The sequence below is a fragment of the Streptomyces sp. CY-1 genome (assembly GCF_047218265.1).
GTDB classification, from domain to species: Bacteria; Actinomycetota; Actinomycetes; order Streptomycetales; family Streptomycetaceae; genus Streptomyces; species Streptomyces niphimycinicus.
On the sequence record NZ_CP178393.1, the window covers coordinates 7633036 to 7655386 of the forward strand.

Sequence of the window (22351 nt, forward strand, 5' to 3'; positions counted from 1 at the left end):
CGCTGGCCACCCCGGCGGGCGGCGCATCTCCTCGATCCGCGGTCCGAGGCTCTGGAAACGCGGTGACGGGCCGTTTCGATTCACGGTTTCGATTCACGGTTTCGATCCACGGCCGGGAGCGGGGAGCCGACGTGGTGGGATGGCGTGGTGGCGAGCCCTGCGCGGGGTACCTGTGGGAGGTCACTGCCCCGGGAGGTCACATGACGTCGGCGGCACCCTGGACGGCACGCCTCGCCCTGGTCGCGGGCGCCATGGCGGTGGTGATCCTTCTTCTGTTCGCCGGTGCGCGGAGTGTCGTGCTGGTCGCGGTGGGGGCGGGCGGGACGGCGGTCACGCTGGCGGGCGTGTGGTGGACGCTTGTCCACAGAGGGCCGGTCAGGGCGCTGGCCGCCGTGCTGGCGGTGGCGGCACCGGTCGCCGTCCTGGTCCTCTACGCGCTGGCCGGACTGTTGTGGGTGGTGCTGGTCTCCCTCGCGCTCTGGGCGCTGGCGGTCGCCTCGGGGCGGTTCGCGCTGGCGGAGGAGACCGGGCCCCGGCGCCCGGGGGAACGCCGGGTCGCACCGCCGGAACGGCCGTTCCTGATCATGAATCCGCGCTCCGGTGGCGGGAAGGTCGACCGATTGGGCCTGCCGGAGAAGGCGGAGGCGCTGGGCGCACGAGTGGCCGTCCTGGACCCGGACCACCCCGAGCAGGCCGGCGGGGTGGTCGGGCTCGCCCGCCGCGCCGTCGAGGAGGGCGCCGATCTGCTGGGAGTGGCGGGCGGCGACGGCACGCAGGCCCTGGTGGCGGGGGTGGCGGCCGAGCGCGGTATCCCCTTCGTGGTGATCCCCGCCGGGACCCGCAACCACTTCGCCCTGGACCTCGGACTGGACCGGGACGACCCGTCGGCCTGCCTGGACGCGCTCACCGACGGGGTCGAGTTCCGCGTGGACCTGGGCTTCATCGGCGAGCGCGTGTTCGTGAACAACGCCTCGTTCGGTGCCTACGCGGCCGTCGTCCAGAGCCCCGCCTACCGCGACGACAAGGTCCGCACCACCCTTCAGCTCCTCCCCGACCTGCTGACCCACGAGACGGGGCCGGATCTCGTGGTGCGGGCGGGCGGGCTCGTCCTGGACCGGCCACAGGCCGTCCTGGTGAGCAACAACCCGTACCGCACGGGCGATCCGGCGGGCCTGGGGCGGCGACCACGGCTGGACTCCGGAGTCCTCGGCGTGCTGGCCGTCACGGTCGACTCGGCGGCACAGGCAGCCGGCCTGCTGCGCGGCCGCAACGCGCCCGGACTGGTCTCCACGACCACCGAGGACGTCATCGTCGACACGCGGGAGCCGACCGTCCCGGTCGGCGTGGACGGCGAACCCCTCACCCTGCGAACCCCCCTCCACTGCCACATAGCGCCGGGCGCCCTGCGCGTACGGGTCCCCAGACACCGCCCGGGGGTCCCGGCCGGCAGACCGGCCATGGACTGGCGCAGGGTGCGGCGACTGGCGCTGCCACCGTAAGGACGGCGGCGGGGCGCGGCCGACACCGATCACGGTTACGGCTCGCGGGGGTGCCGCGCGCCGCCTTCCCCCTCCGCCGGGAAACGGAGGGCCCCGGCGTCGGCCGTCCACTCGACCCCGCCGCGCTCCGGCCGGAGGAACGCGACGCGACCGCTGGTCATCTGGTGGTCGAAGCACAACTCGGCGACGCTGTGCACCGCCTGCACCACGCCGGTGCGGCCACTGGCCGGGTCGTACGCCACCTGGCCGGGGGCGGGCGCTGGGGGTTGGTTGGGCTGTGGCTGATGGAGCTGGTGGTTCATGCGATGCGTCCTTCGGGCTGCCGGGGGATGCGGACGGTGTGGGCGGGGTGGCGTCGGCGCAGCACCTCGTAGTCGGTGGCCTTGCTGTAGTCCCCGGCTCGTTTGGCCTGTTCGCGCAGTGCCGCGTAGTGGCGGCAGATGGGGCAGACGTCGTTCAACGGTCACTCTCCGGTGGGTGTAGGTGACAGGCGGGGCGGCTGATGCCGCCGTGCGAGGTCTTCGGGGAGCGCCCCGCAGAACAGGACGTCCGGAGTCCCTCCCACCGACGGCTCGGCCGGGCCCGCCGAACTCCAGCCACGTCGCCGCGCCACTTCCCGCATCTCGCGGGTGACCCGGTCCGCGACGCGATATCGGGTGGATTCGGTGATGTGTTCGGAGGGAAACACCATGGGGGGTTCTTCCTGACCTGGATGTGTCTTGCGGGCTTTAATCACTCTGTGTACTCCCAGCGTTGCCCTGCGGGGCCGCGCGCAACAGGGATCGGGGCACACCAAGAGGCTTGGCGTGAGGGGAGAACCACAGGTGAGTGAGGTCAGGGAAGCAGGCCAGGAACCGTCCAGCGGAGCGGCGTTCTTAGGAGCCGAGGTACGAACCTGGCGGATGCGGGCGGAGCTGAGCCAGCGGGAGTTGGGCTTGAAGGCCAACTACGGGCAGCAATATGTGGCCAAGGTGGAGGCGGGTGAGCGCTTGGCCAGCCCCGAGTTCGCCGACGCGTGCGATCGGGTCTTCGGCACGCCGGGCACGTTCGCGCGCCTGAGAGAGAGGGTCAGCCAGCACGGCTATCCGGACTGGTTCGTGCCGTACGTGCAGTTGGAGCGGCAAGCGGTCAGCATCCTCGACTACTCGGCGACGCTCATCATGGGGATGCTGCAAACGCCCGAGTACGGACGGGCGGTGTTCCGGTCCGCACATCCTCGGGATACCGCCGACCAGATCGACGCAAGGGTGGCCAGACGATTGCAGCGACGAGAGGTGATGGAACGGGATGCGCCTCCGTTGCTGTGGTGCGTCGTGAGTGAGGCGTGTCTACGCACTGAGGTCGGAGGAAGGGAAGTCACGCGCGCCCAACTCGCCCACCTCCTAACCGAAGCAGAGTCTCCGCACGTCACACTTCAGGTGCTGCCGTTCTCGGCCGGAGCACCTCCGGTGCCGGGCAGCTTCACCCTTCTGACGTTCGGCGATGGACCGAGCATTGTGTACGCAGATACAGCCATGGCAGGCCAGACGATCGATTCACCGATAGAAGTGAAGCTCGCGACTGCCAGGTACGACCGAATCAGGGCTTCGGCTTTGTCACCGGACGATTCGCTGGCCGTGATCCGCAGACTGATGGAGGACTACACACGATGAACACCGCCCTCGACCTGTCCGGTGCTGAATGGGTCAAGTCCAGCTACAGTAGCGGCGACGAAGGCCAGTGCGTGGAGTTCGCGCCCTCCATAGCCACCACTGCCGGTGTTGTCCCCGTCCGGGACAGCAAGCGCCCGGCAGGCCCCGCCCTCGTCTTCCCCGTGGAGGCGTGGACTTCGTTCACGAGTGCCGTGCGCAGCGGAGAGCTCCCGGCCTTCTGAGGCGCCGGTCTCGGTCGATGGGCGTCAGGCATGGTCAATCGTTGTGGCGATGCCGGACGCCTCTAGAAGTTCAGCAAGCAGGGAAACCTCTACCAGGGTTCCCCGATATCCCTCTTTCCCGGCGAGCTCCTTGGCCGATTGCTTCGCCTCGCCGATGGATACCCCGAACGCATTGCGGAACGCTCTGAGGACCTTTCCTCCTGAACTGATCGGCCCCTCGACCCGGAGTCGCCGATACCCGTGCTCGGCCAGGATAGGCCGCCGTACTTCGTCCGGTGCGACGCCCCAATCGCCGTCGTGCGAAACGCCACAGTCGTCGCAGGCCCACTCGAGCTCCCAACGGAGCCTGCCCTCCTGCACCAATTGCACTGCCCAGCCTTCGCACGGTCGACCGCAATCGCTACACGGCTCAATGAGTCTGGCCGCCTGCTCAATCATCGCCAGCCTCGCATTCTCATGTATCTGTCCACTGTTTCGTAGAATTGCGCGGACATGCCGGAGCCGTCGCGAGGATGATGTGTGCCACCGGGGATGCCGCGCCCGTACCAGCGGTGGTGGAGTTCCTCATGCACAAGTGTGTTACGCAGTTCGTCCCTGCTGACAAATGACTTCCATCCGACTTGAGTACCCACATTGCTTTTGGCGATTCCCGTGCTTGCCCAAGGACTGTACCGGGGCCGATGCGTGAACCGCAGGTGCTGGAAATCCTCTCTGATCATGGCGTCGATCGCCCGATTCCGCGATCGTGCCGTCTTGCCGGTCACATGGCTCAGGTCCTTCGTCCAGACATTCCCTATGCCCCTCTGCTCATCTTGTATGAGCGCCCCCGGCCCGGGGCGGCATGGCGCGAGACCGTCAGGGTCCAGCGAAACATGAGGATTGTGGACGTAGGTTGTTGGATTGGGGGCGGGGGTTAAACCCAGGGGGTCGGGGGTTAGGTAGTGGGCGGAATCAGGGTCGTAGTAGCGGTGGAAATTGTAGTGGTGGCCGGTTTCGGGGTCGAAGTATTGGCCGGGGAAGCGGAGAGGGGTATAGGCCGTGCTGTCGGCGGCCCAGGTCGTGTTGCCCCAGAGGGTTGTGCGGGTGTGCCAGGCGGTGGTGCCTGAATCATCGATGAGTTGGGTGGGGGTGCCGACGAGGTCGGTGACGATGGCGAAGAAGCGGGTGTCGATTTCGCGTTGGGTGGTGGCTTCGGTGATGCGTTCGGTTTGGGCCACCGGGCGCAGGCCGTCGTGGTCCCAGGTGAGAGTGACGGGATGGGGGAGGTCCGGGGTGGTGGTGGTTTGTTCCACCATGGTGGGGCCGTCCCAGGTGAAATCCGTTTGTTCCAGGACGCTTTCGCCGTCGGCCGCGAGGCGTTGCTTGGCGGTGCGGCGGCCGAACGGGTCGTAGAGGTAGCGCCAGACCGTGCCGTCGGGGGTGGTGACCGATACCAGGCGGTCTTCGGCGTTCCAGGTGTAGCGCCAGGTGTCGGGTTTCTTCGACAGGCGGGTCTTTTGGCGGAGGGTGAGGCGGCCCGCCGCGTCGTGTTCGTAGCGGACCGAGCCCGCGCCGGTGATGCGCGTGCCTGTGTAGGTGCGGGGGCCCGTCGCCCCCTGGGCGGGTTGTGTGCTCGGCCAGGCCGCGTGCGTTTGGTTGCCCGCCGCGTCGTAGGCGTAGGTCTCGGTCCAGCCGTCGGCGTGGACGGTCGTCACCCGGCCTGTCGCGTCCAGGTCGAAGGTGCGTCGGCCCGACAGGTTGTCGTCCATCGAGATGAGGTGGCCGTCGGCTCGATAGGCGTACGCCCGGTGGATCTGGCTGGATGCGCCGGTCAGTGATTGCGCGGTCAGGCGGCCGAGCGGGTCCCAGGTGCTGGTGAGGGTGAGCGCGTCGCCGATGCGGCGCGTGATCTCGCGGCCCGCAGCGTCGTGTGCCGAGGTGAGGACGCGGTCCCCGGTGGACAGGGCGGTGCGGTTGCCCGCCGCGTCGTAGGCGTAAGTTGTCTCCGCTCCGGCCGGAGTGCGGCGGCGGACAAGCTGCCCTGCCGGGTCGTAGACCAGGTACAGGGTGCGGCCGCCCACCGTCTCGGACAGCATGCGGCCGACGGGGTCGTAGGCCCGGGTCAGCTCGGTGTCCGGGCCGACGGCCTCGAGCAGTTCTCCGGCCGGGCCCCAGCGGAAGGTCGATACCTGCCCGGCGGCGTCCTGGGACACTACGCGGCCCAGCGCGTCGTAGACGTAGCCGGTGCGTTGGCCCAGCGGGTCGGTGCGCGAGAGGAGTTGGCCCGCCGCGTCGTGTTCGTAGGTCACCCTTCGGCCGTCGAAGTCGGTCTCCGCTATCAGACGGCCTGCCGGGTCATAGGCGTAATCCCACGTCAGCCCCTGGGGGTTGGTGACCTGGGTCAGCCGCGTCGCCGCGTCGTGGGTGAAGGTGTAGCGGACCCCATCCGGACCCGTGCGGGCGGCCAGCAGGTCGAAGTGGGTGTACTCGTACACCGTCGTGCCGCCGACAGAATCGGTGTGGGTGGTGCGGTTGCCCTCGCCGTCGTATGTCCAGGACTCCGTCGAGCCGTCCGGCCCGGTGCGGCGCAGGAGTTTGCCCTCCGGGCTCCATGCGTAGCGGGTCACCGCGCCCAGCGGGTCGGTCTCGGCCACGACGCGGCCGAACGCGTCCCGCTGGTAGAAGGTCGTGGCTCCCAGCGGGTCGGTGATCTCGGCCGGGAGCCCGGCCCCGTCGCAGCGCACCCGGGTCGTCGCGCCCAGCGGGTCGGTGACGGCCAGCAGACCTCCGCGTGTGTCGTAGTGGTAGCGGGTGGTGGCGGCGAGTGGGTCGGTGAGGGTGGTGCGGTTGCCCGCCGTGTCGAAGGTCTGCCGCCATACCGCGCCGCCCGGATCGGTGATCTGCACCGGGTTGCCCTGTGCGTCGGGCACCACGCTGATCTCGCTGCCGTCCGGCCGGATCACGGCCGTCAGATGGCCGTGCTCGTCGTAGCGGAAGCCGGTGGTGCGGCCCAGTGGGTCGGTCTCGGCGACCGTACGGCCGGCCTGGTCATACGCGGTGCGGCTGACCGCGCCGGCCGCGTCGATCTCCCCGACGACCTGGTGTGCCTCGTCGATCAGATAGCGGGTGATCGCACCGTCCGGTGAGGTCAGGGTCGTGAGCTTCAAGCCGGGGAAGTCCGGGTCCACCCCGTCGTAGCCGATGCGGAGGGTGTAGTGACCGCCTTCGCCACCCTCGGCGATGACCCGGTCCCGCTCGTCGTAGGCGTAGGAGTACCAGCGGTTGTTGGTGTCGGTCCAGGACGTGATCCGCCCGGCCCGGTCGTAGACGAAGCGCAGCGGCAGCCCCGAGGAGCCCGTCGTTTCGGTGAGATGGCCGTCGGTGTAGCCGTAGCCCATCACCCGTACGTCCCCCACCCACAGGCCGGTGATCCGCTCGTTCTCCGATGTCAGCCGCAGCCGGTAGCCGCCGCTGTGGAGGATTTCGAGGGGTGTGCCGGAGGCGTCGTAGGTGAAGGTGATGCGGTTGCCGTTGCGGTCGGCGATCTCCCGCACGAGCGCCAGTGCCTCGTCGCGGTACGGGGCGAAGGTGCGGACGAGCCCGGCCTCCGGGTCGGTGACGGTGTACGCGACCCCGTCCGCCGTCCGTGCCAGCGGCCACCGCGGCCCCTCCGCGGGCAGGACCGCGGTGCCGCCCGGCACCGGGTGCGGATAGGCCAGCAGCAGACCGTCCTCGGTGAAGAAGACCACGCCCTGCTCGTCGAACTCCAGCCGCTGGTCGGCCGTTGAGGCCCAGGTCGGGCCGAACCACCGCCCGGCGCGGTACCCGGAGTCCACCCGGCGGGAGAACATCAGCGGCAGCACACCTGGCAGCTCCACATCCGTCTGCGGCAGGAACATCCGCCCCGTCGCCACATCCACCGGATCCGTACGACCATGACGTACTCGGTCCCAGGTACGGGAGAAGAACCCCCGGCCACGGCTGCGGAGAGCGCCGCGCGCCCATTGCGTCGCCTCACGCGCCGCCAGCCTGGCCCCGAGGCGTGAGGCGACCGGGGCGAGGGCGCGCGGGGCGAGACCCATCAGCAGGCTCTCCGCCAGCCCGCCGCCCATGGCGAGTTCCAGCGGCAGCGCGTAGGGCATGGCGAACATGGCGAGGGTCAGAAGGAGGGGAAGGCCGATCTCGAGGAGCTTTTCCAGGAGAAAGCGGTCGGTGCCCAGGATGCGGTAGCCCGCCAAGGGAGCCTCGCCGTCGGCGATGGCCGACCAGCGGGAGAGCAGCAGGGCGCCGACGACGAGTGAGCCCGCGCAGACGGCGATCCGGAACTGGACCAGGGCGAGCGCCTCTCCCAGAGGGGCCGCGCCCGCCGTCCGGTAGCCGCGTACGGCGGAGATCAGGCGCCACAGGGTCAGGGCCAGCCCGGCCAGGCCAACGCCGACCAGGATGTGCAGCCCGGTGCCCCCGGTGAAGTACTCCTGTAGATCCTTCGTGGACGGGAAGGAGCCCACCGCCAGATACAGCAGGGAGGGGACGGCCAGCAGCAGGCTGAGCACCAGAAGAACCTTCTCGTGGCGCGGCCGGCGGGGGCGCTGCGCCCGTGCCCGGCGCCACAACTGCCGGAAGGTCACGCCATGCCATGCCTCCTGACTGTGGGTCGCGTCCATCCGGTGGGTCTGCCGGGCGACCGACTCGCGCAGCGGCTCCAGCTTCTCGGCGCGGGTACGGGGGTGGGCCGTGGCATACAGCAGCGCCCGGCGCTGCCGGGCATAGCCCAGGGCGATGATCCAGGTGGCCGGGAGGCGCAGCAGGGCGTACCCGAGGAGAGCCTCGGGGGCGGTTCGGCCCTGGCGCTCGGCCGCCAGCACGACGTCAGGCGCACGGCGCCGACCCAGGCCGGACCGGCGCAGATCCCAGATCCATGCGACGGCGAGGCACCCCAGGACGATCCACAGGCCCCAGTCCCCGGCCAGCCTCTCCCGCCACTCCATCGCGGTGGTCTCGCCCGGGAAGGCCGCGGCGTAATTGGTCACCCAGTGGATCGCCACCGCCGCGGCCAGCGGCACCAGCGCCGCGACCCGGGTCACCGCGCGGGCACCACACCACAGCAGGCCCACCGCCAGCCCGCCGAGCGCGCTGGCGAAGATGTGTACGTCATAGGGGAGTACCGCCCCCTCGACGACTTCGACGGTGCCGGTCGGTGAGGGAAACCAACTGCCCACGATCTGACCGAGGCCGGGAACGTACGGGTGGTCGATCAGCCCCTTCGCGATCAGCCAGCCTCCCTCGTTCGAAGGAACGGCTTTGCCCGCGGACTCGGCGTACATCAGAAGGTTTTCCAGCAGGCTGAACCCCGCCCCGGCGGCACCGCCCAGCACCACGAAGTCCGCCAGACCCCACTGCATCCGCTTGCGCAGCGCCCACCCCGCGACCAGGAGCGGTGCGATCTTGACCAGCTCCTCCACCACCGGAGCCGTCGTCCACGACACCACATCCATGACGCCCGACAGCGATTTCTCCCGCGCGGTCGCCAACTGGCGTGCCACCACGAGTTCCAGGCCCATCGAGAGCACACCGCAGCCGTACACACCCACCCCGAAGGCGAGCAGCACCGTCGGCCACCGCACCGTCCGCACCGGCCAGGACAGCAATAAGAGCTGAAACACAGCCCATACGGACGCAGCAGCCATCCAGAACGCCACGCCCGCGGCCCCCTCCGACGTTGTCAGTGATCCGTCACGCTAAGTCGAACAGCGGTGACATACAAGGGGCGGCCAAGCGGCCTGGGGCGGACCAGCGCGTCCCGAACAGGGGGCGCCCACCCCGGTACGCTGAGGCCAGCAGCATCAGCCCCGGCGCGCAGGTTCAGGGAGGTGAGTCATGACCGCCGAGATGGTGGCTCCCGAGTGGATGCACGAGCAGATCACGGCTGAGCAGTACGACTCCTGGTCCGAGGAGCAGTGCGCGGGCATCGAGGTCGTGGACGGGATGGTCGTGGTGAGCCCCAGCGCGTCGAAGCGGCACAACCGCCTGGCCCGGATCCTTGCCAACGCCCTGGAAGACGCCGCAGGCCCCGACTGGAACGCCGATACCGATTTCGACGTCCGGCTCCAGGACGTGCCGCTCACCAATCGTCGTCCGGACGTGGTCGTGTATCGCGCGGAAACGATCGACATCACGCCCACCCGCCCCGAGCATGTACTGCTGGTCGCCGAGGTCGTCTCGCCCGGGTCGGAGACCACCGACCGCATCGTGAAGGTGGACCAGTACGCCAAGGCCGGAATCGCCTTCTACTGGCGGATCGAGCAGGCGGCCACCGGCGTCCCGCTCGTCTACACCTATGTTCTCGACCCCGCGACGAAGACGTACCGGGAGGGCGAGGTGTTCACCGGTGTGGTGAAGGTCGCGGCTCCGTTCCCGGTGCGGGTCGACCTCGGTCAGCTCTGATCGCTCGGACGTCGAGCATCCGGACGGCCGGTCGGGAGCACGTGGCGCAGCTTGTCCGGGTTGCGGATGATGCGGATCTCGGTGATGCGCCCGTCCTCGACTTCCGCACAGGCGACCGTGTCCGGGTGGCCCGCGACGGTGAGGAGCAGGCCCGGGCGGCCGTTGACGTCGACCGTGTGGACCCGGGGGTCGTCCATCGGCTGGGTGAGGACTGCTGCCAGGAAGCGGGCGACTTTCTCCGCGCCCTGCTGCGGGCGCAGAGCGGCCTTGACCTTGCCGCCGCCGTCGCTCCACGCCGTGACGTCGGGGGCGAGCAGCTCCATCATCCGGTTGAGGTCGCCGCCGAGGCAGGCGGCCAGGAACTCATCGGTGACCTGGCGCCGCACCTCGGCCGGTGTGTCGTAGCGCGGCCGGCGGGCCTGGACGTGAGATCTGGCCCGGTGGCCCACCTGGCGTACGGACGCCTCGCCGCGCTCCAGCATTCCGGCGATCTCCTTGAAGGAGAAGCCGAAGACCTCCTTGAGTACGAAGACCGCCCGCTCCAGTGGCGAGAGAGTCTCGAGGACGACGAGCAGGGCGAGCGAGACGGACTCGGCCAGCTCCACCTCCTCGCCGGCGCCGGGCTGGGTGACCAGCGGTTCCGGCAGCCAGGGGCCGACGTACCGCTCGCGGGTGGCGGCGGCGGAAGTGAGCCGGTTGAGCGAGAGGTTGGTGACCGTACGGGCCAGATAGCCCGCCGGGTTGTCCACCGGGGTGGTCACCTGGCTGGAGCGCAGCCAGGTGTCCTGCACCATGTCCTCGGCATCGGCGACGCTGCCGAGCATGCGGTAGGCGATGCCGAACAGCATGCGCCGGTGGCGCTCGAAGGTGGCCGCGTCGATCACGTCCGTGACGTTACCGCGCAGGAGTCCGAGAAGCCCTGGCTGGTCAGGCCGAAGGCGCTGTTGACGCGCGAGCGGTAGTTCTCCAGGGCGACCATGGCGGTGAGTTCGACGAAGGCGGCCTCACCAAGCCGCTCGATCAGGGTGGCCGCGAGTTCGTCGGTGACGCGGGGTTCGGTTTCGGTCATCGCTTCGGCGTAGTCCAGGACGAGCAGTTCCAGTTCGGTGAAGGCGTTCTGGTGGTCGCGCCACTGCGGGACCTTGGAGATCTTGTCCATTGGGAGGCCGAGGGAGTCGGCCTCCCAATGGCCGAAGTCCATGCACCACGAGCAGTTGATCCTGGCCGCCGCGGCCATCACCGCGAGGTGCTTGAGGCCCCGGTCGAGGCGGTTCCACTTGGCGGCACCGCGCTCCTGGCGTACGTAGGTGAGCAGCACCCGCGCGTTGTGGCCGACGGCCAGACCGGGGTCGAGCACCTTGCCGTAGGTGCGCCGGGAGTACCAGGCGCCGATGCGGTTGAGCAGCGTGCTGGGCGGAGCGAGCGAGATACGGGCCATGGCGGGTTTCTCCATCGTGTCGCGGCTGGGGTCGAATGACCTTCCGCAGGTGCGACAGAACAGGACGCCGGAGTGTGACATCCGGCCACCCCGCCTCCGCGACGGATCCGGCCGGTGCCGCCCGCCCCTCAGCACTCGATGACGTTCACCGCGAGCCCGCCCCGGGCCGTCTCCTTGTACTTGACCTTCATATCGGCGCCCGTCTCCTTCATCGTCTTGATGACCTTGTCGAGCGAGACATGGTGGCGGCCGTCGCCGCGCAGGGCCATCCGCGCGGCGGTGACCGCCTTGACCGAGGCCATGCCGTTGCGCTCGATGCAGGGGATCTGGACCAGGCCGCCCACGGGGTCGCAGGTGAGTCCGAGGTTGTGTTCCATGCCGATCTCGGCGGCGTTCTCCACCTGTTCCGTGGAGCCGCCGAGGACCTCGGCGAGGCCGCCGGCGGCCATGGAGCAGGCGGAGCCGACCTCGCCCTGGCAGCCGACCTCGGCGCCGGAGATCGAGGCGTTCTCCTTGAAGAGCATGCCGATGGCGCCCGCCGCGAGGAGGAAGCGGATGACGCCGTCCTCGTCGGCGCCCGGCACGAAGCGCGTGTAGTAGTGCAGGACGGCGGGGATGATGCCCGCCGCGCCGTTGGTGGGGGCGGTGACCACGCGTCCGCCGGCCGCGTTCTCCTCGTTGACCGCCATCGCGTAGAGAGTGATCCACTCCATGGCGCGGGCGGTCGGCTCGCCCTCGGAGCGCAGCGCGCGGGCCGCGGTGGCGGCGCGGCGGCGGACCTTGAGGCCGCCGGGGAGGATGCCCTCCTGGGACATGCCGCGGGCCACGCACGCCTCCATGACGCGCCAGATCTCCAGGAGACCGTCCCGGATCTCCTGCTCGGTGCGCCACGCCTTCTCGTTCTCCAGCATCAGCGCCGAGATGGACAGGCCCGTCTCATGGGAGAGCCGCAGCAGTTCATCGCCGGTGCGGAAGGGGTGGGTGAGGACGGTGTCGTCGAGCTTGATGCGCTCCTCGCCGACCGCGTCCTCGTCCACCACGAAGCCGCCGCCGACCGAGTAGTACGTCTTCTCCAGCAGCGGATGGCCCTCGGCGTCGTACGCGAGCAGCGTCATGCCGTTGGCGTGGTACGGCAGGGAGCGGCGGCGGTGCAGGATGAGCTGGGTCGACGCGTCGAAGTCGATCTCCTGGCCGGGGCCGATCTCGGTGCCGAGCAGCCGCAGCCGCTTGGTGCTGCGGATGCGTTCCACCTCACCGTCGGCCGCCTCGACGTCGACGGTGCGCGGGGAGTGGCCCTCCAGACCCAGCAGCACGGCCTTCGGGGTGCCATGGCCATGACCGGTGGCGCCCAGTGAGCCGAAGAGCTCGGCGCGCACGGAGGCGGTGTGGGCCAGCAGGCCCTCGTTCTTCAGCCGGCGGACGAACATCCGCGCGGCCCGCATCGGGCCGACGGTGTGCGAGCTGGACGGGCCGATGCCGATCGAGAAGAGGTCGAATACGGAGAGGGCCACGGGGGGACTCCTTCGTCTGCACGCGGGGGAGGCGTGCGGGCCGTGCGGCGGGGGCGCGCCAGGGCGGGCGCGCCCCCGTGTCCAGGGTTACTCGGACAGATGGGCGTACAGCGGGTGCTTGTCGGCCAGGGCGGTGACCCGGGCCTTCAGCGCCTCCGCGTCGTAGGACGGCTTGAGCGTCTGCGCGATCACGTCGGCGACCTCGCGGAAGTCCTCCGCGGTGAAGCCGCGGGTGGCCAGCGCCGGGGTGCCGATCCGCAGACCCGAGGTGACCATCGGGGGCCGCGGGTCGTTCGGGATCGCGTTGCGGTTGACCGTGATGCCGACCTCGTGGAGCCGGTCCTCGGCCTGCCGCCCGTCCAGCTCCGAGTCGCGCAGATCGACCAGGACCAGATGGACGTCGGTGCCACCGGAAAGCACGGCGACGCCCGCTTCCCGCACATCGGCCTGGGTCAGGCGCTCGGCGAGGATCCGGGCGCCCTCCAGCGTGCGCTCCTGGCGCTCCTTGAAGGCCGAGCCCGCGGCGACCTTGAAGGAGACCGCCTTCGCCGCGATGACATGCTCCAGCGGGCCGCCCTGCTGACCAGGGAAGACCGCCGAGTTGATCTTCTTGGCCAGATCGGCGGTGGAGAGGATCACGCCACCGCGCGGACCGCCCAGGGTCTTGTGGGTGGTGGTGGTCACCACATGGGCGTGCGGTACGGGCGAGGGGTGCAGCCCGGCCGCCACCAGACCCGCGAAGTGGGCCATGTCGACCATCAGGTACGCGCCGACCTCGTCCGCGATCCGGCGGAAGGCGGCGAAGTCGAGCTGGCGGGGGTAGGCCGACCAGCCCGCGATCACCATCTTGGGGCGGTGCTCCTTGGCCAGCCGCTCGACCTCGTCCATGTCGACCAGACCGGTCTTGGCGTCCACGTGGTAGGGCACCACGTTGTAGAGCTTGCCGGAAAAGTTGATCTTCATGCCGTGGGTCAGATGGCCGCCGTGCGCCAGGTTCAGCCCCAGGATGGTGTCGCCGGGGGAGAGCAGGGCGAACATCGCGGCCGCGTTGGCCTGGGCGCCCGAATGCGGCTGGACGTTCGCCGCCTCGGCGCCGAAGAGCTCCTTCACCCGGTCGATGGCGATCTGCTCGACCACATCGACGTGCTCACAGCCGCCGTAGTAGCGGCGGCCCGGGTAGCCCTCGGCGTACTTGTTGGTCAGGACCGAGCCCTGGGCCTCCATGACCGCCGCCGGAGCGAAGTTCTCCGAGGCGATCATCTCCAGGGTGGACTGCTGGCGGTGGAGTTCGGCGTCGACGGCGGCGGCGACATCCGGGTCGAGCTCGTGCAGGGAGCTGTTCAGAAGCGACATCAGGGTCCCGATCGGAAGAGGAGGGTCAGTTTTCGGCGAAGGCGGTGTACGCGTCGGCGGAGAGCAGCTCCTCCGGCTCGCCCGTCACCCGTACCTTGAACAGCCAGCCGCCCTCGAAGGGGGCGGAATTCACCAGCGCCGGATCGTTCACCACGTCCTCGTTGATCTCGGTGACCTCACCGGAGACCGGCGAGTACAGGTCGCTGACCGACTTGGTGGACTCCAGCTCACCGCAGGTTTCACCGGCGGTGACGGCAGAGCCGACGTCGGGGAGCTGGACATAGACGACATCGCCGAGCGCGTTGGCCGCGAACTCGGTGATGCCGATCGTCGACACGCCGTCCTCGTCGGCGGCCGACAGCCACTCGTGCTCCTTGCTGTAGCGAAGCTGCTGGGGGTTGTTCATGGTCCGATTCTCCTGGATACGGGGGAGTGATTGGGAAACGGGTCTTAGCTGGTGGGACGCGACGCCGGTGGGTGCGGCGACGGTCCACGCGGTGCGGGCGTCATATGACGCCGGTGGACGCGGCGTCAGTGGGATGTGACGCCGGTGAACGCCGTGCCGGTCCATGTGAGGACGCCGGTCGGGCGGGACGCGTTGCGGTGGGACCGCTCAGCGCTCGCGCCGGTAGAAGGGGAGCGCCACGACCTCGTACGGCTCCCGGGTGCCCCGGATGTCCACCGTGACCCCCTCGGTGCCGGGCTTCGCGTACTCCGGGTCCACGTACGCCATCGCGATCGGCTTGCCCAGCGTCGGCGAGGGCGCTCCGGAGGTGACCTGGCCGATCTGTGAGCCGTCGGCGGCCACCACGGCATATCCGGCGCGCGGCACCCGGCGGCCCTCGGCGACCAGGCCGACCAGGGTGCGCGGGCTGACGGTGTCCGCCTCGCGGGAGGCGGCCTCCAGGGCCTGGCGGCCGACGAAGTCGCCCGGCTTGTCGAACTTCACGACCCGGCCGAGCCCCGCGTCGAAGGGGGTGGTGTCGGTGGTCAGCTCGTTCCCGTACAGCGGCATGCCCGCCTCGAGGCGCAGGGTGTCCCGGCAGGACAGACCGCAGGGCACCAGGCCCACCGGGGCGCCCGCCTCGGTCAGCGCGTCCCAGACCCGCTCGGCGTCGTCCGGCGCCAGGAACAGCTCGAAGCCGTCCTCGCCCGTGTAGCCGGTGCGGGCGATCATGGCGGGGACGCCCGCGACGGTGCCCGGCAGCCCGGCGTAGTACTTGAGCCCCTCCAGATCGGCGTCGGTCAGGCTGCCCAGGATCCCGGGGGACTCGGGGCCCTGGACGGCGATCAGCGCATAGGCGTCGCGGTCGTCCCTTACGGTCGCCTCGAAGCCACCGGCCCGCTCGGTCAGCGCGTCCAGCACCACCTGGGCGTTGGAGGCGTTGGCCACGACCAGGAACTCCTCGTCCCCGAGGCGGTAGACGATCAGGTCGTCCAGGATGCCGCCCTCGTCGTCGCAGATCATGGTGTAGCGGGCGCGGCCCACGGCGAGCGCCGACAGCCGGCCGACCAGTGCGTGATCCAGGGCCGCTCCGGCCTGCGAACCGATGAGAGAGATCTCACCCATATGGGAGAGATCGAAAAGCCCGGCGTGGGTGCGCACCGCGGTGTGCTCGTCGCGCTCGCTGCCGTAGCGCAGCGGCATGTCCCAGCCGGCGAAGTCGGTCATGGTGGCGCCGAGCGCACGGTGCCGTGCGTCCAGCGCGGTACGGCGGGGGGCGGGCGGGGCGTCGGTCACGATTCAGGCTCCAGGAGATCGGGGTCGCGCGACGGCGAGGACGTACGACAAGGACGCGTGCGTCCTCCCCATCTGTCATCGGAACCTGAGAGGTTCGCCGTGACGCCCGTAAGGGGCCCGGCTTGCACCTTGGGTGGAGCCGCGCCCGCGGCTCGCTTTTCAGATCTGCCTCGTCCACGCGGTATCGGGGCCTGAGAGATTCAAGGGAGGACTTGCTCCTTCGGCGCCCCGGACACCCGGCATGACTGCCGGTGACCAAGGACTCTCCCGCGCGGATTCAAGCGGCCGGTATGGAGTTGCGCGCACATCATCGCATGTGTGGCCGAGAAAGGAAGCCCCGATCGGGCCCGCTCCGGCCGGAGCGGGCAGAGGCAGCCTTGATGGACATTACCTTTTCTTGACACTCTGCGGGTACGAGCAGCGTTGACCGACCTGGGAGGACGATCACGGTGCAAGGGCAGGGAACATACGGGACCACACAAAGGCTCCTGCCGGCCCGGCGTGGCCGCATCCCCTCCGGGTCGACGGCCATCCCCGGCCGGCGCATCGCGGTGCACGATCTGCGCGGCCCCGTGCCGGACGGCGGCGCGGACCCGCGCGAGCTGCGCTTTCCGGTGGGGGACGTGCTGGTCGCCTCCGGGCTGCCGGGCGCCGGCAAGAGCACGCTGATCAACCGGACGGTGCCGCTCCTGGACGGGTCGGGCGCGGTCGTCATCCGGGTGGACTCGCAGAACACCCGGGAGGCGTGGGAGCGCCGGATGCCCGGCTGGCTGCCCTACGCGCTCTACCGCCCGCTGGTCCGGTACGCCCACTACGCCGGGCTGCGCCGGGCACTGCGTTCGAATGTGAGCGTCGTGGTGCACGACTGCGGGGCGCTGCCATGGGTCCGCCGCTGGCTGGCCCGGGACGCGCGGCGCCGGGGCCGCAGTCTTCATATGGTGCTGCTGGACGTGGACGCCACGATGGCGCTGGAGGGCCAGGCCGCCCGTGGCCGCGGGGTCTCCGGCTATGCCTTCGGCAGACATCGGCGCGCGATGCGGCGGCTGATCGCGGGGATGGAGGAGGGGCGGCCGCCGGAGGGATGCGCCTCGGCGGTGCTGCTGGACCGCTCGACCGCGAGCGAGCTGCGCTGCATCTCCTTCGAGTGAGTCCCGCAGAGAAGGGAGGGCGGGAGTCTCCCTTCCTCCCCGGGGAGAGAGGGAAACGCCGGATGACCTTGGCCGGAAATCGGCCACCGGGGCATCACCCAGTGTGACCGTGGCGTGGGGCCGGGCGAGGTGGGGAAGTGCTGTGGAGATGACGCCGCCCCCGCTGGCCCCGGCCCGCCCAGCCGCTAGGGTGCTTTGGGCAGGTAGGACGAGATGGCGGTTGGACGAAGATGAGCTTCCCGGAGCAGTACGGCATGGCCCCGGCTCACGGAGGATTCCCCGACGGCGCGCACACCGCGTATCCGGCGTTTCCCGGCAATGAGCTCGAAGAGGTGATGGCCGCCTCGATCGACGTCCCCGGGGCCGGAGCGCGCATCGTCGAGACGCTCTCCCGCAGCCATGTCTGGGTGCCGTTGCCCAATGGCGGGGGCCCGAGCAGCCCGAGCCTCGATCTGCCCACGGTGGAGATCGAGGGCGCCGCGTATGTCCCGGTGTTCAGCTCCGAGCAGCAGTTCCTCCAGCTCGTCGGCTCCCATATGTCCTTCACCGTCGCCCCGGCCGTGGAGTTCGCCCGTGGCCTGCCGCCCCAGCTCGGCATCGCGGTGAACCCCGGTGGTGCGGTGGTCGTACCGCTGCCTCCGCCCGCTGTCCGGGAGCTGTGCCGTGCCGGGCGTAGCGAGCTCGACGGCCCGGCCACCGGAGGCAGGGTGCGGCTCTTCGAACCGGACTGGCAGGACGAGCCGGTGGACTTCCTGGCCGCCGCCGGGATCGAGTTCGCCAAGGACAGCGGGGTGCGGACCGCCCGGCGCGCGCTGGCCAGCGTCGAGGGCGACGAGCCGGCGCTCTTCGTCGGCGTGCAGCTCGACGCCCCCGGCCCCGAGGGCCAGGCGCGCGCGGTGGACGCGCTGGGCCGCGCCCTCGGCGTGGTGCCCGTGCGGTGGAAGGTCCAACTGGTGCTGCTGGATGTGGCGCAGGGGGATCCGGTGGTCGACTGGATGATGGGGCGCGTACGGCCGTTCTACGACCGTGACCTCTGACTCACCCCAGGGTCCGCTACGGGGGCCCGTAAGCTGGTTTGATGACCAGGAGGGGTGCGAGCACGCTCCCTGGTGAGGTGCGGACAAAGGGCGAGAGAAGGGGCGGACCCAGGTGAGCGCGGGCGCGGATTGGGGGGCGGCGGCCGGCCAGGTTGAGCGAGCGTTGCAGCAGGTCGCTCCCGGCCGGTACGACGCCTATGAGGCGCTGCTCCAGTCCATCGGCGAGGGCCAGGTCTGGATGCTGCTGTGGCACGGTGCGCCCGGCACGCCCGAGGCCCAGTACGGGAACATGGATGTGGACGGCCTCGGTTACGCCCCGTGCGTGACCTCCGCACAGGAACTGGCCGCAAGTGGCTGGAACCGTGCGCATGAGGTGGTCGACGGCCGTCTCATCGCCGACTCGCTCTACCGCGACCGCTACGGCCTCTGGCTCAACCCCCACGCCCGCGGCGGCGGAGTGGGCATCCCCTGGCCGGATCTGCGCCGGATCGCGGGCGGTCTGGACCGGCTGCCCGCCGGGCCGCTGCGGCTGAGCGAACCCGCCATCGACATCCCGCAGTTCTACGCCCTGCTGGGGCAGAACGCGCATCGCACCACCGCGGTGCGGTCGCTGCGGCGTGCCTGGGTGCAGCCCGCGCTGGGCGCCCCGTATCTGGCCATCGGGCTGGATCTCTACGACAGCGGCCCACCGGCGGTGCAGTCGGTGCGGGTGATGATGGAGCAGTCGATCACCGCCGTACCGGACGGGCTTCCGGTCTCCACGGTCGCGCTCTCCGACGAGTACGACCCCGTCGCCCTGTGGATGCGGGCCAACGCCCGGCCCTTCTTCGACCGCGACGCCTATGGCGCCGCGCCCGCCGCGCCGTCCTACGGCTACGGCTACCCGCCGCCGCGTCCCGCCTACTGATCCGCTGCCGCGCCGAGCCGGTGCCGACTCGCCGACCCGTTGGTCCGTCGCCGACCCGTTGGTCCGTCGCCGACCCGTTGGTCCGTCGCCGACCCGCCAACCCACCGACCCGCCAACCCGCTGGTCCGCGCACCGATTGACGGGATTGCCCGCCCGGCCTTCCGGGCCTTTGGGGCCGAACATCCCATAGCGGTCGTGAGGTTACTGCTGCGTTCTCGTGTCGCGACCGTCCGTATAGCGGAGCGGTACTCCTCACATCACGGTTAGGCATCCATTGCCCGGGAGTACTGGCGGGTGATCACAAACGCGTTGAAGACTCCCGCTCCAAGGGGTGCGGTTCATACGTACGACCCCTTCCGAGAAGGTTCCGTACCAGAACGCGACTTTCACCCGAGTTGTGAACAAAGCCGCCACAGCGGCGAGTCGTGGGCCGGTCACCACCGGTCGAGAGGGGTCTCCACCACGATGACGGCACCATTGCACGGCACGAGCACGGACAGCGATCCGGTGGCGACTGCCGATGTAGCGGCGGATGTGGTCAAAGCGTCCGTCGAAGGCAGATCGCTGCGGCAGATCGCCTGGACACGCCTGAAGCGGGACAAGCTCGCGCTGGCGGGTGGCATCGTTGTCGTCTTCCTGGTCCTGGTGGCGATCTTCGCTCCACTGATCGTGAGCCTGCTCGGGCATCCGCCCAACGAGTTCCACCAGGAGGAGATCGACCCGCTGTTCGGCACCCCGAAGGGGTCCATGGGCGGTATCAGCTCGGACTTCCTCTTCGGCGTGGAGCCGTCCAACGGCCGCGACGTCTTCAGCCGCGTCGTCTACGGCGCCCGGATCTCGCTGCTGGTGGCCTTCCTCGCGGCGGTGGTCGCGGTGGTCCTCGGCACCATTTTCGGCATCATCGCCGGGTACTTCGGCGGCTGGGTCGACTCTGTGATCAGCCGGGTGATGGACATGCTGCTGGCCTTCCCGCAGTTGCTCTTCATCATCTCCCTGGTCTCGGTGCTCCCCAACGACCTGCTGGGACTGACCGGCAGCGGGGTGCGCATCGCCATCCTGGTCTCGGTGATCGGCTTCTTCGGCTGGCCGTACGTCGGCCGCATCGTGCGCGGCCAGACGCTGTCGCTGCGCGAGAAGGAGTACATCGAGGCCGCCCGGAGCCTGGGCGCCGGCCGGCGCTACATCCTCTTCCGCGAGCTGCTGCCCAACCTGGTGGCGCCGATCACCGTCTACGCGACGCTGATGATCCCCACCAACATCCTCACCGAGGCCGCGCTCAGCTTCCTCGGCGCGGGCGTCAAGCCGCCCACCGCCTCCTGGGGGCAGATGCTCTCCAAGGCGGTCGGCACCTACGAGGACGACCCGATGTTCATGATCATCCCGGGTGTGGCGATCTTCGTCACGGTGCTGGCCTTCAACCTCTTCGGCGACGGCGTCCGCGACGCGCTCGATCCGAAGGGCACCCGATGACGGCGCGGCGCACGACACGCCCTGCGGACCGGTCGTACCCGAATGCATCAGCCCCTGCCGTATCCGGCAGTCGGCTCCCCGAAGAATTCCGCGGCGCCATGCCTAGGACCGCTACCCCGGAGGTTGCAACAACTATGAAACAGCTCTCGAGAAGCAGGCGGATCGCCGGAGCGGCGGCTGTCGTCGGCGCTCTCCTGGCCACCGCTGCCTGCGGTGGTGGCAGTTCCGACGACGAGGGCTCGGGTGCCGGGTTCAACGCCGCGGTGAAGGGTGTCGCAGCCAAGTCCGCCAAGAAGGGCGGCACCCTCAAGTTCATCAACAAGCAGGAGTTCGACTCCCTCGACCCCCAGCGTCAGTACTACGGGTTCGCCTGGGACTTCTCCCGCTTCTACGCGCGCCAACTGATCTCCTACGCGCCGAAGCCGGGCAACGCCGCGAACGAGCTGGTCCCGGACCTCGCCACCTCCACCGGCAAGATCACCAACGGCGGTAAGACCTACACCTACACCCTGCGCGACGGGATCACCTGGGAGGACGGCTCCCCGATCACGTCCAAGGACGTCAAGTACGGCATCGAGCGCATCTGGGCCAAGGACGTCGTCTCCGGCGGCCCCGGCTATCTGCGCCAGGTCCTGGACCCCAAGGGCGAGTACAAGGGCCCGTACAAGGACAAGTCCAAGGACAAGCTGGGCCTGAAGGGGATCCAGACGCCGGACGACAAGACCATCGTCTTCAACCTCGCCAAGCCCAACGGTGACTTCGAGCAGATGCTCGCGATGCCGACCGGCTCCCCGGTGAAGGCGGACAAGGACACCGGTGCCAAGTACACCAACCGGCCGTTCTCCTCCGGTCCGTACAAGGTCCAGTCGTACACCCCGGGCAAGAGCCTGTCGCTGGTGCGCAACAGCAACTGGAAGAAGGCGTCCGACCCGATCCGCCCGGCCCTGCCGGACAAGATCTCGGTCACCTTCAACTCCAACCTCGAGGCGATCGACCGGCTGCTCATCAAGGGCGACTACGACGTCTTCCTCAGCGCCACCGGTATGACCCCCTCGGGTCGTAACGACGCCCTCAAGCAGCACAAGGGCAACGTCGACAACATCACCACCAGCTTCGTGCGGTACGTCGACTTCACCACCAAGGTCAAGCCGTTCGACAACATCCACTGCCGCAAGGCGGTCGTCTACGGCACCGACTACAAGTCGCTCCAGACCACCCGCGGTGGCCCGCAGGCCGGTGGTGACATCGCCACCAACATGCTCCCCAAGAGCGTGAAGGGCTCGGACGACTACGACCCGTACGGTGTCCTGAAGCGCGGTGGCAAGGCCGACCCGGCCAAGGCCAAGGACGAGCTCAAGCAGTGCGGCAAGCCGAACGGCTTCTCCACCAGCATCGTGGCCCGCAACGACCAGCCCGCCGAGGTCGACGCCGCCGAGGCGCTCCAGGCGTCGCTGAAGAAGGTCGGCATCAACCTCAACGTGGAGCCGATCCAGGGCAGCACCTCCGCCAGCATCACCGGTTCGCCGGCGGTGATGAAGAAGCGCGGCTACGGCCTGTCCATGACCGGCTGGGGCCCCGACTTCCCGACCGGCCAGGGCTTCTCCCAGCCGCTGATCGACGGCCGCTTCATCGAGCAGACCGGTAACTACAACGTCTCCGAGACCAACGACGCGGCGATCAACAAGTACTTCGACGACGCGCTCAAGGAGACCGACCCCAACAAGGCCGGCGCGATCTACCAGAAGATGAATCACAAGGTCAGCGACCTGGCCGTGCAAATGCCGTTCATCTACGAGAAGAACATCACCTGGCGCAGCTCGCGGCTGACGAACGCCTTCTCGTCGGCGGCCTACAACGGCCGCTACGACTACTCCCAACTGGGCGTCGTCAAGTGACGACAGGTCACCCGACCCGTCGCACACCCCCCCATCGCCGCACCCGATAGGCCCGA

At 69.5% G+C, this 22351-nt stretch carries 19 protein-coding genes and 1 riboswitch; of the genes, 9 read left to right on the forward strand and 10 right to left on the reverse strand.

Annotated features, from left to right (window positions below; genetic code table 11):
• The first annotated feature begins 200 nt into the window (after positions 1 to 200).
• Complete coding sequence (locus ACK1X7_RS32915) at positions 201 to 1499, forward strand: diacylglycerol/lipid kinase family protein (protein ID WP_413116040.1); 1299 nt, start codon at positions 201 to 203, stop codon at positions 1497 to 1499.
• A gap of 35 nt (positions 1500 to 1534) precedes the next feature.
• Here the strand turns inward: ACK1X7_RS32915 and ACK1X7_RS32920 are convergent, their stop codons facing one another.
• On the reverse strand, positions 1535 to 1801 hold the full coding sequence (locus tag ACK1X7_RS32920) for a hypothetical protein (RefSeq protein ID WP_413116041.1): 267 nt from the start codon (positions 1799 to 1801) through the stop codon (positions 1535 to 1537).
• The gene (locus ACK1X7_RS32925; RefSeq protein ID WP_413116042.1) at positions 1798 to 1959 is read right to left on the reverse strand and encodes a hypothetical protein; all 162 of its coding nucleotides are present in this window, start codon (positions 1957 to 1959) and stop codon (positions 1798 to 1800) included. Before ACK1X7_RS32925 ends, ACK1X7_RS32920 begins: the two co-directional genes overlap by 4 nt.
• Before the next feature lie 364 nt (positions 1960 to 2323).
• Between ACK1X7_RS32925 and ACK1X7_RS32930 the strand changes: the two genes are divergently transcribed.
• On the forward strand, positions 2324 to 3151 hold the full coding sequence (locus ACK1X7_RS32930; RefSeq protein ID WP_413116043.1) for a helix-turn-helix domain-containing protein: 828 nt from the start codon (positions 2324 to 2326) through the stop codon (positions 3149 to 3151).
• Entirely contained in the window at positions 3148 to 3372 is a 225-nt protein-coding gene (locus ACK1X7_RS32935; RefSeq protein WP_385140433.1) for a DUF397 domain-containing protein, read from the forward strand. The genes ACK1X7_RS32930 and ACK1X7_RS32935 overlap by 4 nt, the downstream gene beginning before the upstream one ends.
• 24 nt (positions 3373 to 3396) lie before the next feature.
• Here ACK1X7_RS32935 and ACK1X7_RS32940 read toward each other — a convergent pair whose 3' ends face one another.
• On the reverse strand, positions 3397 to 3741 hold the full coding sequence (locus ACK1X7_RS32940; protein ID WP_413116044.1) for a hypothetical protein: 345 nt from the start codon (positions 3739 to 3741) through the stop codon (positions 3397 to 3399).
• Positions 3742 to 3806: 65 nt separating this feature from the next.
• A complete protein-coding gene (locus tag ACK1X7_RS32945; RefSeq protein WP_413116045.1) occupies positions 3807 to 9038 on the reverse strand; it encodes a DUF6531 domain-containing protein in 5232 nt (1743 codons plus the stop codon).
• A gap of 190 nt (positions 9039 to 9228) precedes the next feature.
• Here ACK1X7_RS32945 and ACK1X7_RS32950 point away from each other — a divergent pair, with 190 nt between their 5' ends.
• Positions 9229 to 9795: a Uma2 family endonuclease gene (locus ACK1X7_RS32950; RefSeq protein ID WP_216342851.1), complete on the forward strand. Its 567-nt coding sequence runs from the start codon at positions 9229 to 9231 to the stop codon at positions 9793 to 9795.
• On the opposite strand, the gene ACK1X7_RS32955 is transcribed toward ACK1X7_RS32950, so the two are convergent.
• From ACK1X7_RS32955 to gcvT, 6 genes are all read right to left on the reverse strand, one after another.
• Positions 9786 to 10679, reverse strand: coding sequence for an RNA polymerase sigma-70 factor (locus ACK1X7_RS32955; protein WP_413116046.1), 894 nt, complete (start codon positions 10677 to 10679; stop codon positions 9786 to 9788). The two genes, ACK1X7_RS32950 and ACK1X7_RS32955, sit on opposite strands and share 10 nt — an antisense overlap.
• Complete coding sequence (locus tag ACK1X7_RS32960; protein ID WP_390791938.1) at positions 10676 to 11233, reverse strand: carboxymuconolactone decarboxylase family protein; 558 nt, start codon at positions 11231 to 11233, stop codon at positions 10676 to 10678. Before ACK1X7_RS32960 ends, ACK1X7_RS32955 begins: the two co-directional genes overlap by 4 nt.
• 128 nt (positions 11234 to 11361) lie before the next feature.
• Positions 11362 to 12744: an L-serine ammonia-lyase gene (locus tag ACK1X7_RS32965; RefSeq protein ID WP_413116047.1), complete on the reverse strand. Its 1383-nt coding sequence runs from the start codon at positions 12742 to 12744 to the stop codon at positions 11362 to 11364.
• An 87-nt stretch (positions 12745 to 12831) separates the two neighbouring features.
• Positions 12832 to 14097 carry a serine hydroxymethyltransferase gene (glyA, locus tag ACK1X7_RS32970; RefSeq protein WP_413116048.1) on the reverse strand — a complete coding sequence of 422 codons (1266 nt, stop codon included), beginning with the start codon at positions 14095 to 14097 and terminating at the stop codon, positions 12832 to 12834.
• Between the two features lie 25 nt (positions 14098 to 14122).
• On the reverse strand, positions 14123 to 14503 hold the full coding sequence (gene gcvH / locus ACK1X7_RS32975) for a glycine cleavage system protein GcvH (RefSeq protein ID WP_385140412.1): 381 nt from the start codon (positions 14501 to 14503) through the stop codon (positions 14123 to 14125).
• A gap of 207 nt (positions 14504 to 14710) precedes the next feature.
• Positions 14711 to 15838, reverse strand: a complete 1128-nt coding sequence (gene gcvT / locus ACK1X7_RS32980; protein WP_385140409.1) for a glycine cleavage system aminomethyltransferase GcvT — start codon at positions 15836 to 15838, stop codon at positions 14711 to 14713.
• A gap of 169 nt (positions 15839 to 16007) precedes the next feature.
• A riboswitch (glycine riboswitch) is annotated at positions 16008 to 16118 on the reverse strand.
• Between the two features lie 169 nt (positions 16119 to 16287).
• Here gcvT and ACK1X7_RS32985 point away from each other — a divergent pair.
• The 5 genes from ACK1X7_RS32985 (at position 16288) to ACK1X7_RS33005 (ending at position 22295) form a co-directional block, all read left to right on the forward strand.
• Complete coding sequence (locus ACK1X7_RS32985; protein WP_398158375.1) at positions 16288 to 16986, forward strand: AAA family ATPase; 699 nt, start codon at positions 16288 to 16290, stop codon at positions 16984 to 16986.
• A gap of 230 nt (positions 16987 to 17216) precedes the next feature.
• Entirely contained in the window at positions 17217 to 18023 is an 807-nt protein-coding gene (locus ACK1X7_RS32990; protein ID WP_385140403.1) for an enhanced serine sensitivity protein SseB, read from the forward strand.
• Between the two features lie 112 nt (positions 18024 to 18135).
• Positions 18136 to 18930, forward strand: coding sequence for an enhanced serine sensitivity protein SseB C-terminal domain-containing protein (locus tag ACK1X7_RS32995; protein ID WP_385140400.1), 795 nt, complete (start codon positions 18136 to 18138; stop codon positions 18928 to 18930).
• A gap of 465 nt (positions 18931 to 19395) precedes the next feature.
• Entirely contained in the window at positions 19396 to 20400 is a 1005-nt protein-coding gene (locus ACK1X7_RS33000) for an ABC transporter permease (RefSeq protein WP_211123545.1), read from the forward strand.
• 134 nt (positions 20401 to 20534) lie between these two features.
• Complete coding sequence (locus tag ACK1X7_RS33005; protein WP_385140396.1) at positions 20535 to 22295, forward strand: ABC transporter substrate-binding protein; 1761 nt, start codon at positions 20535 to 20537, stop codon at positions 22293 to 22295.
• Positions 22296 to 22351 lie beyond the last annotated feature (56 nt).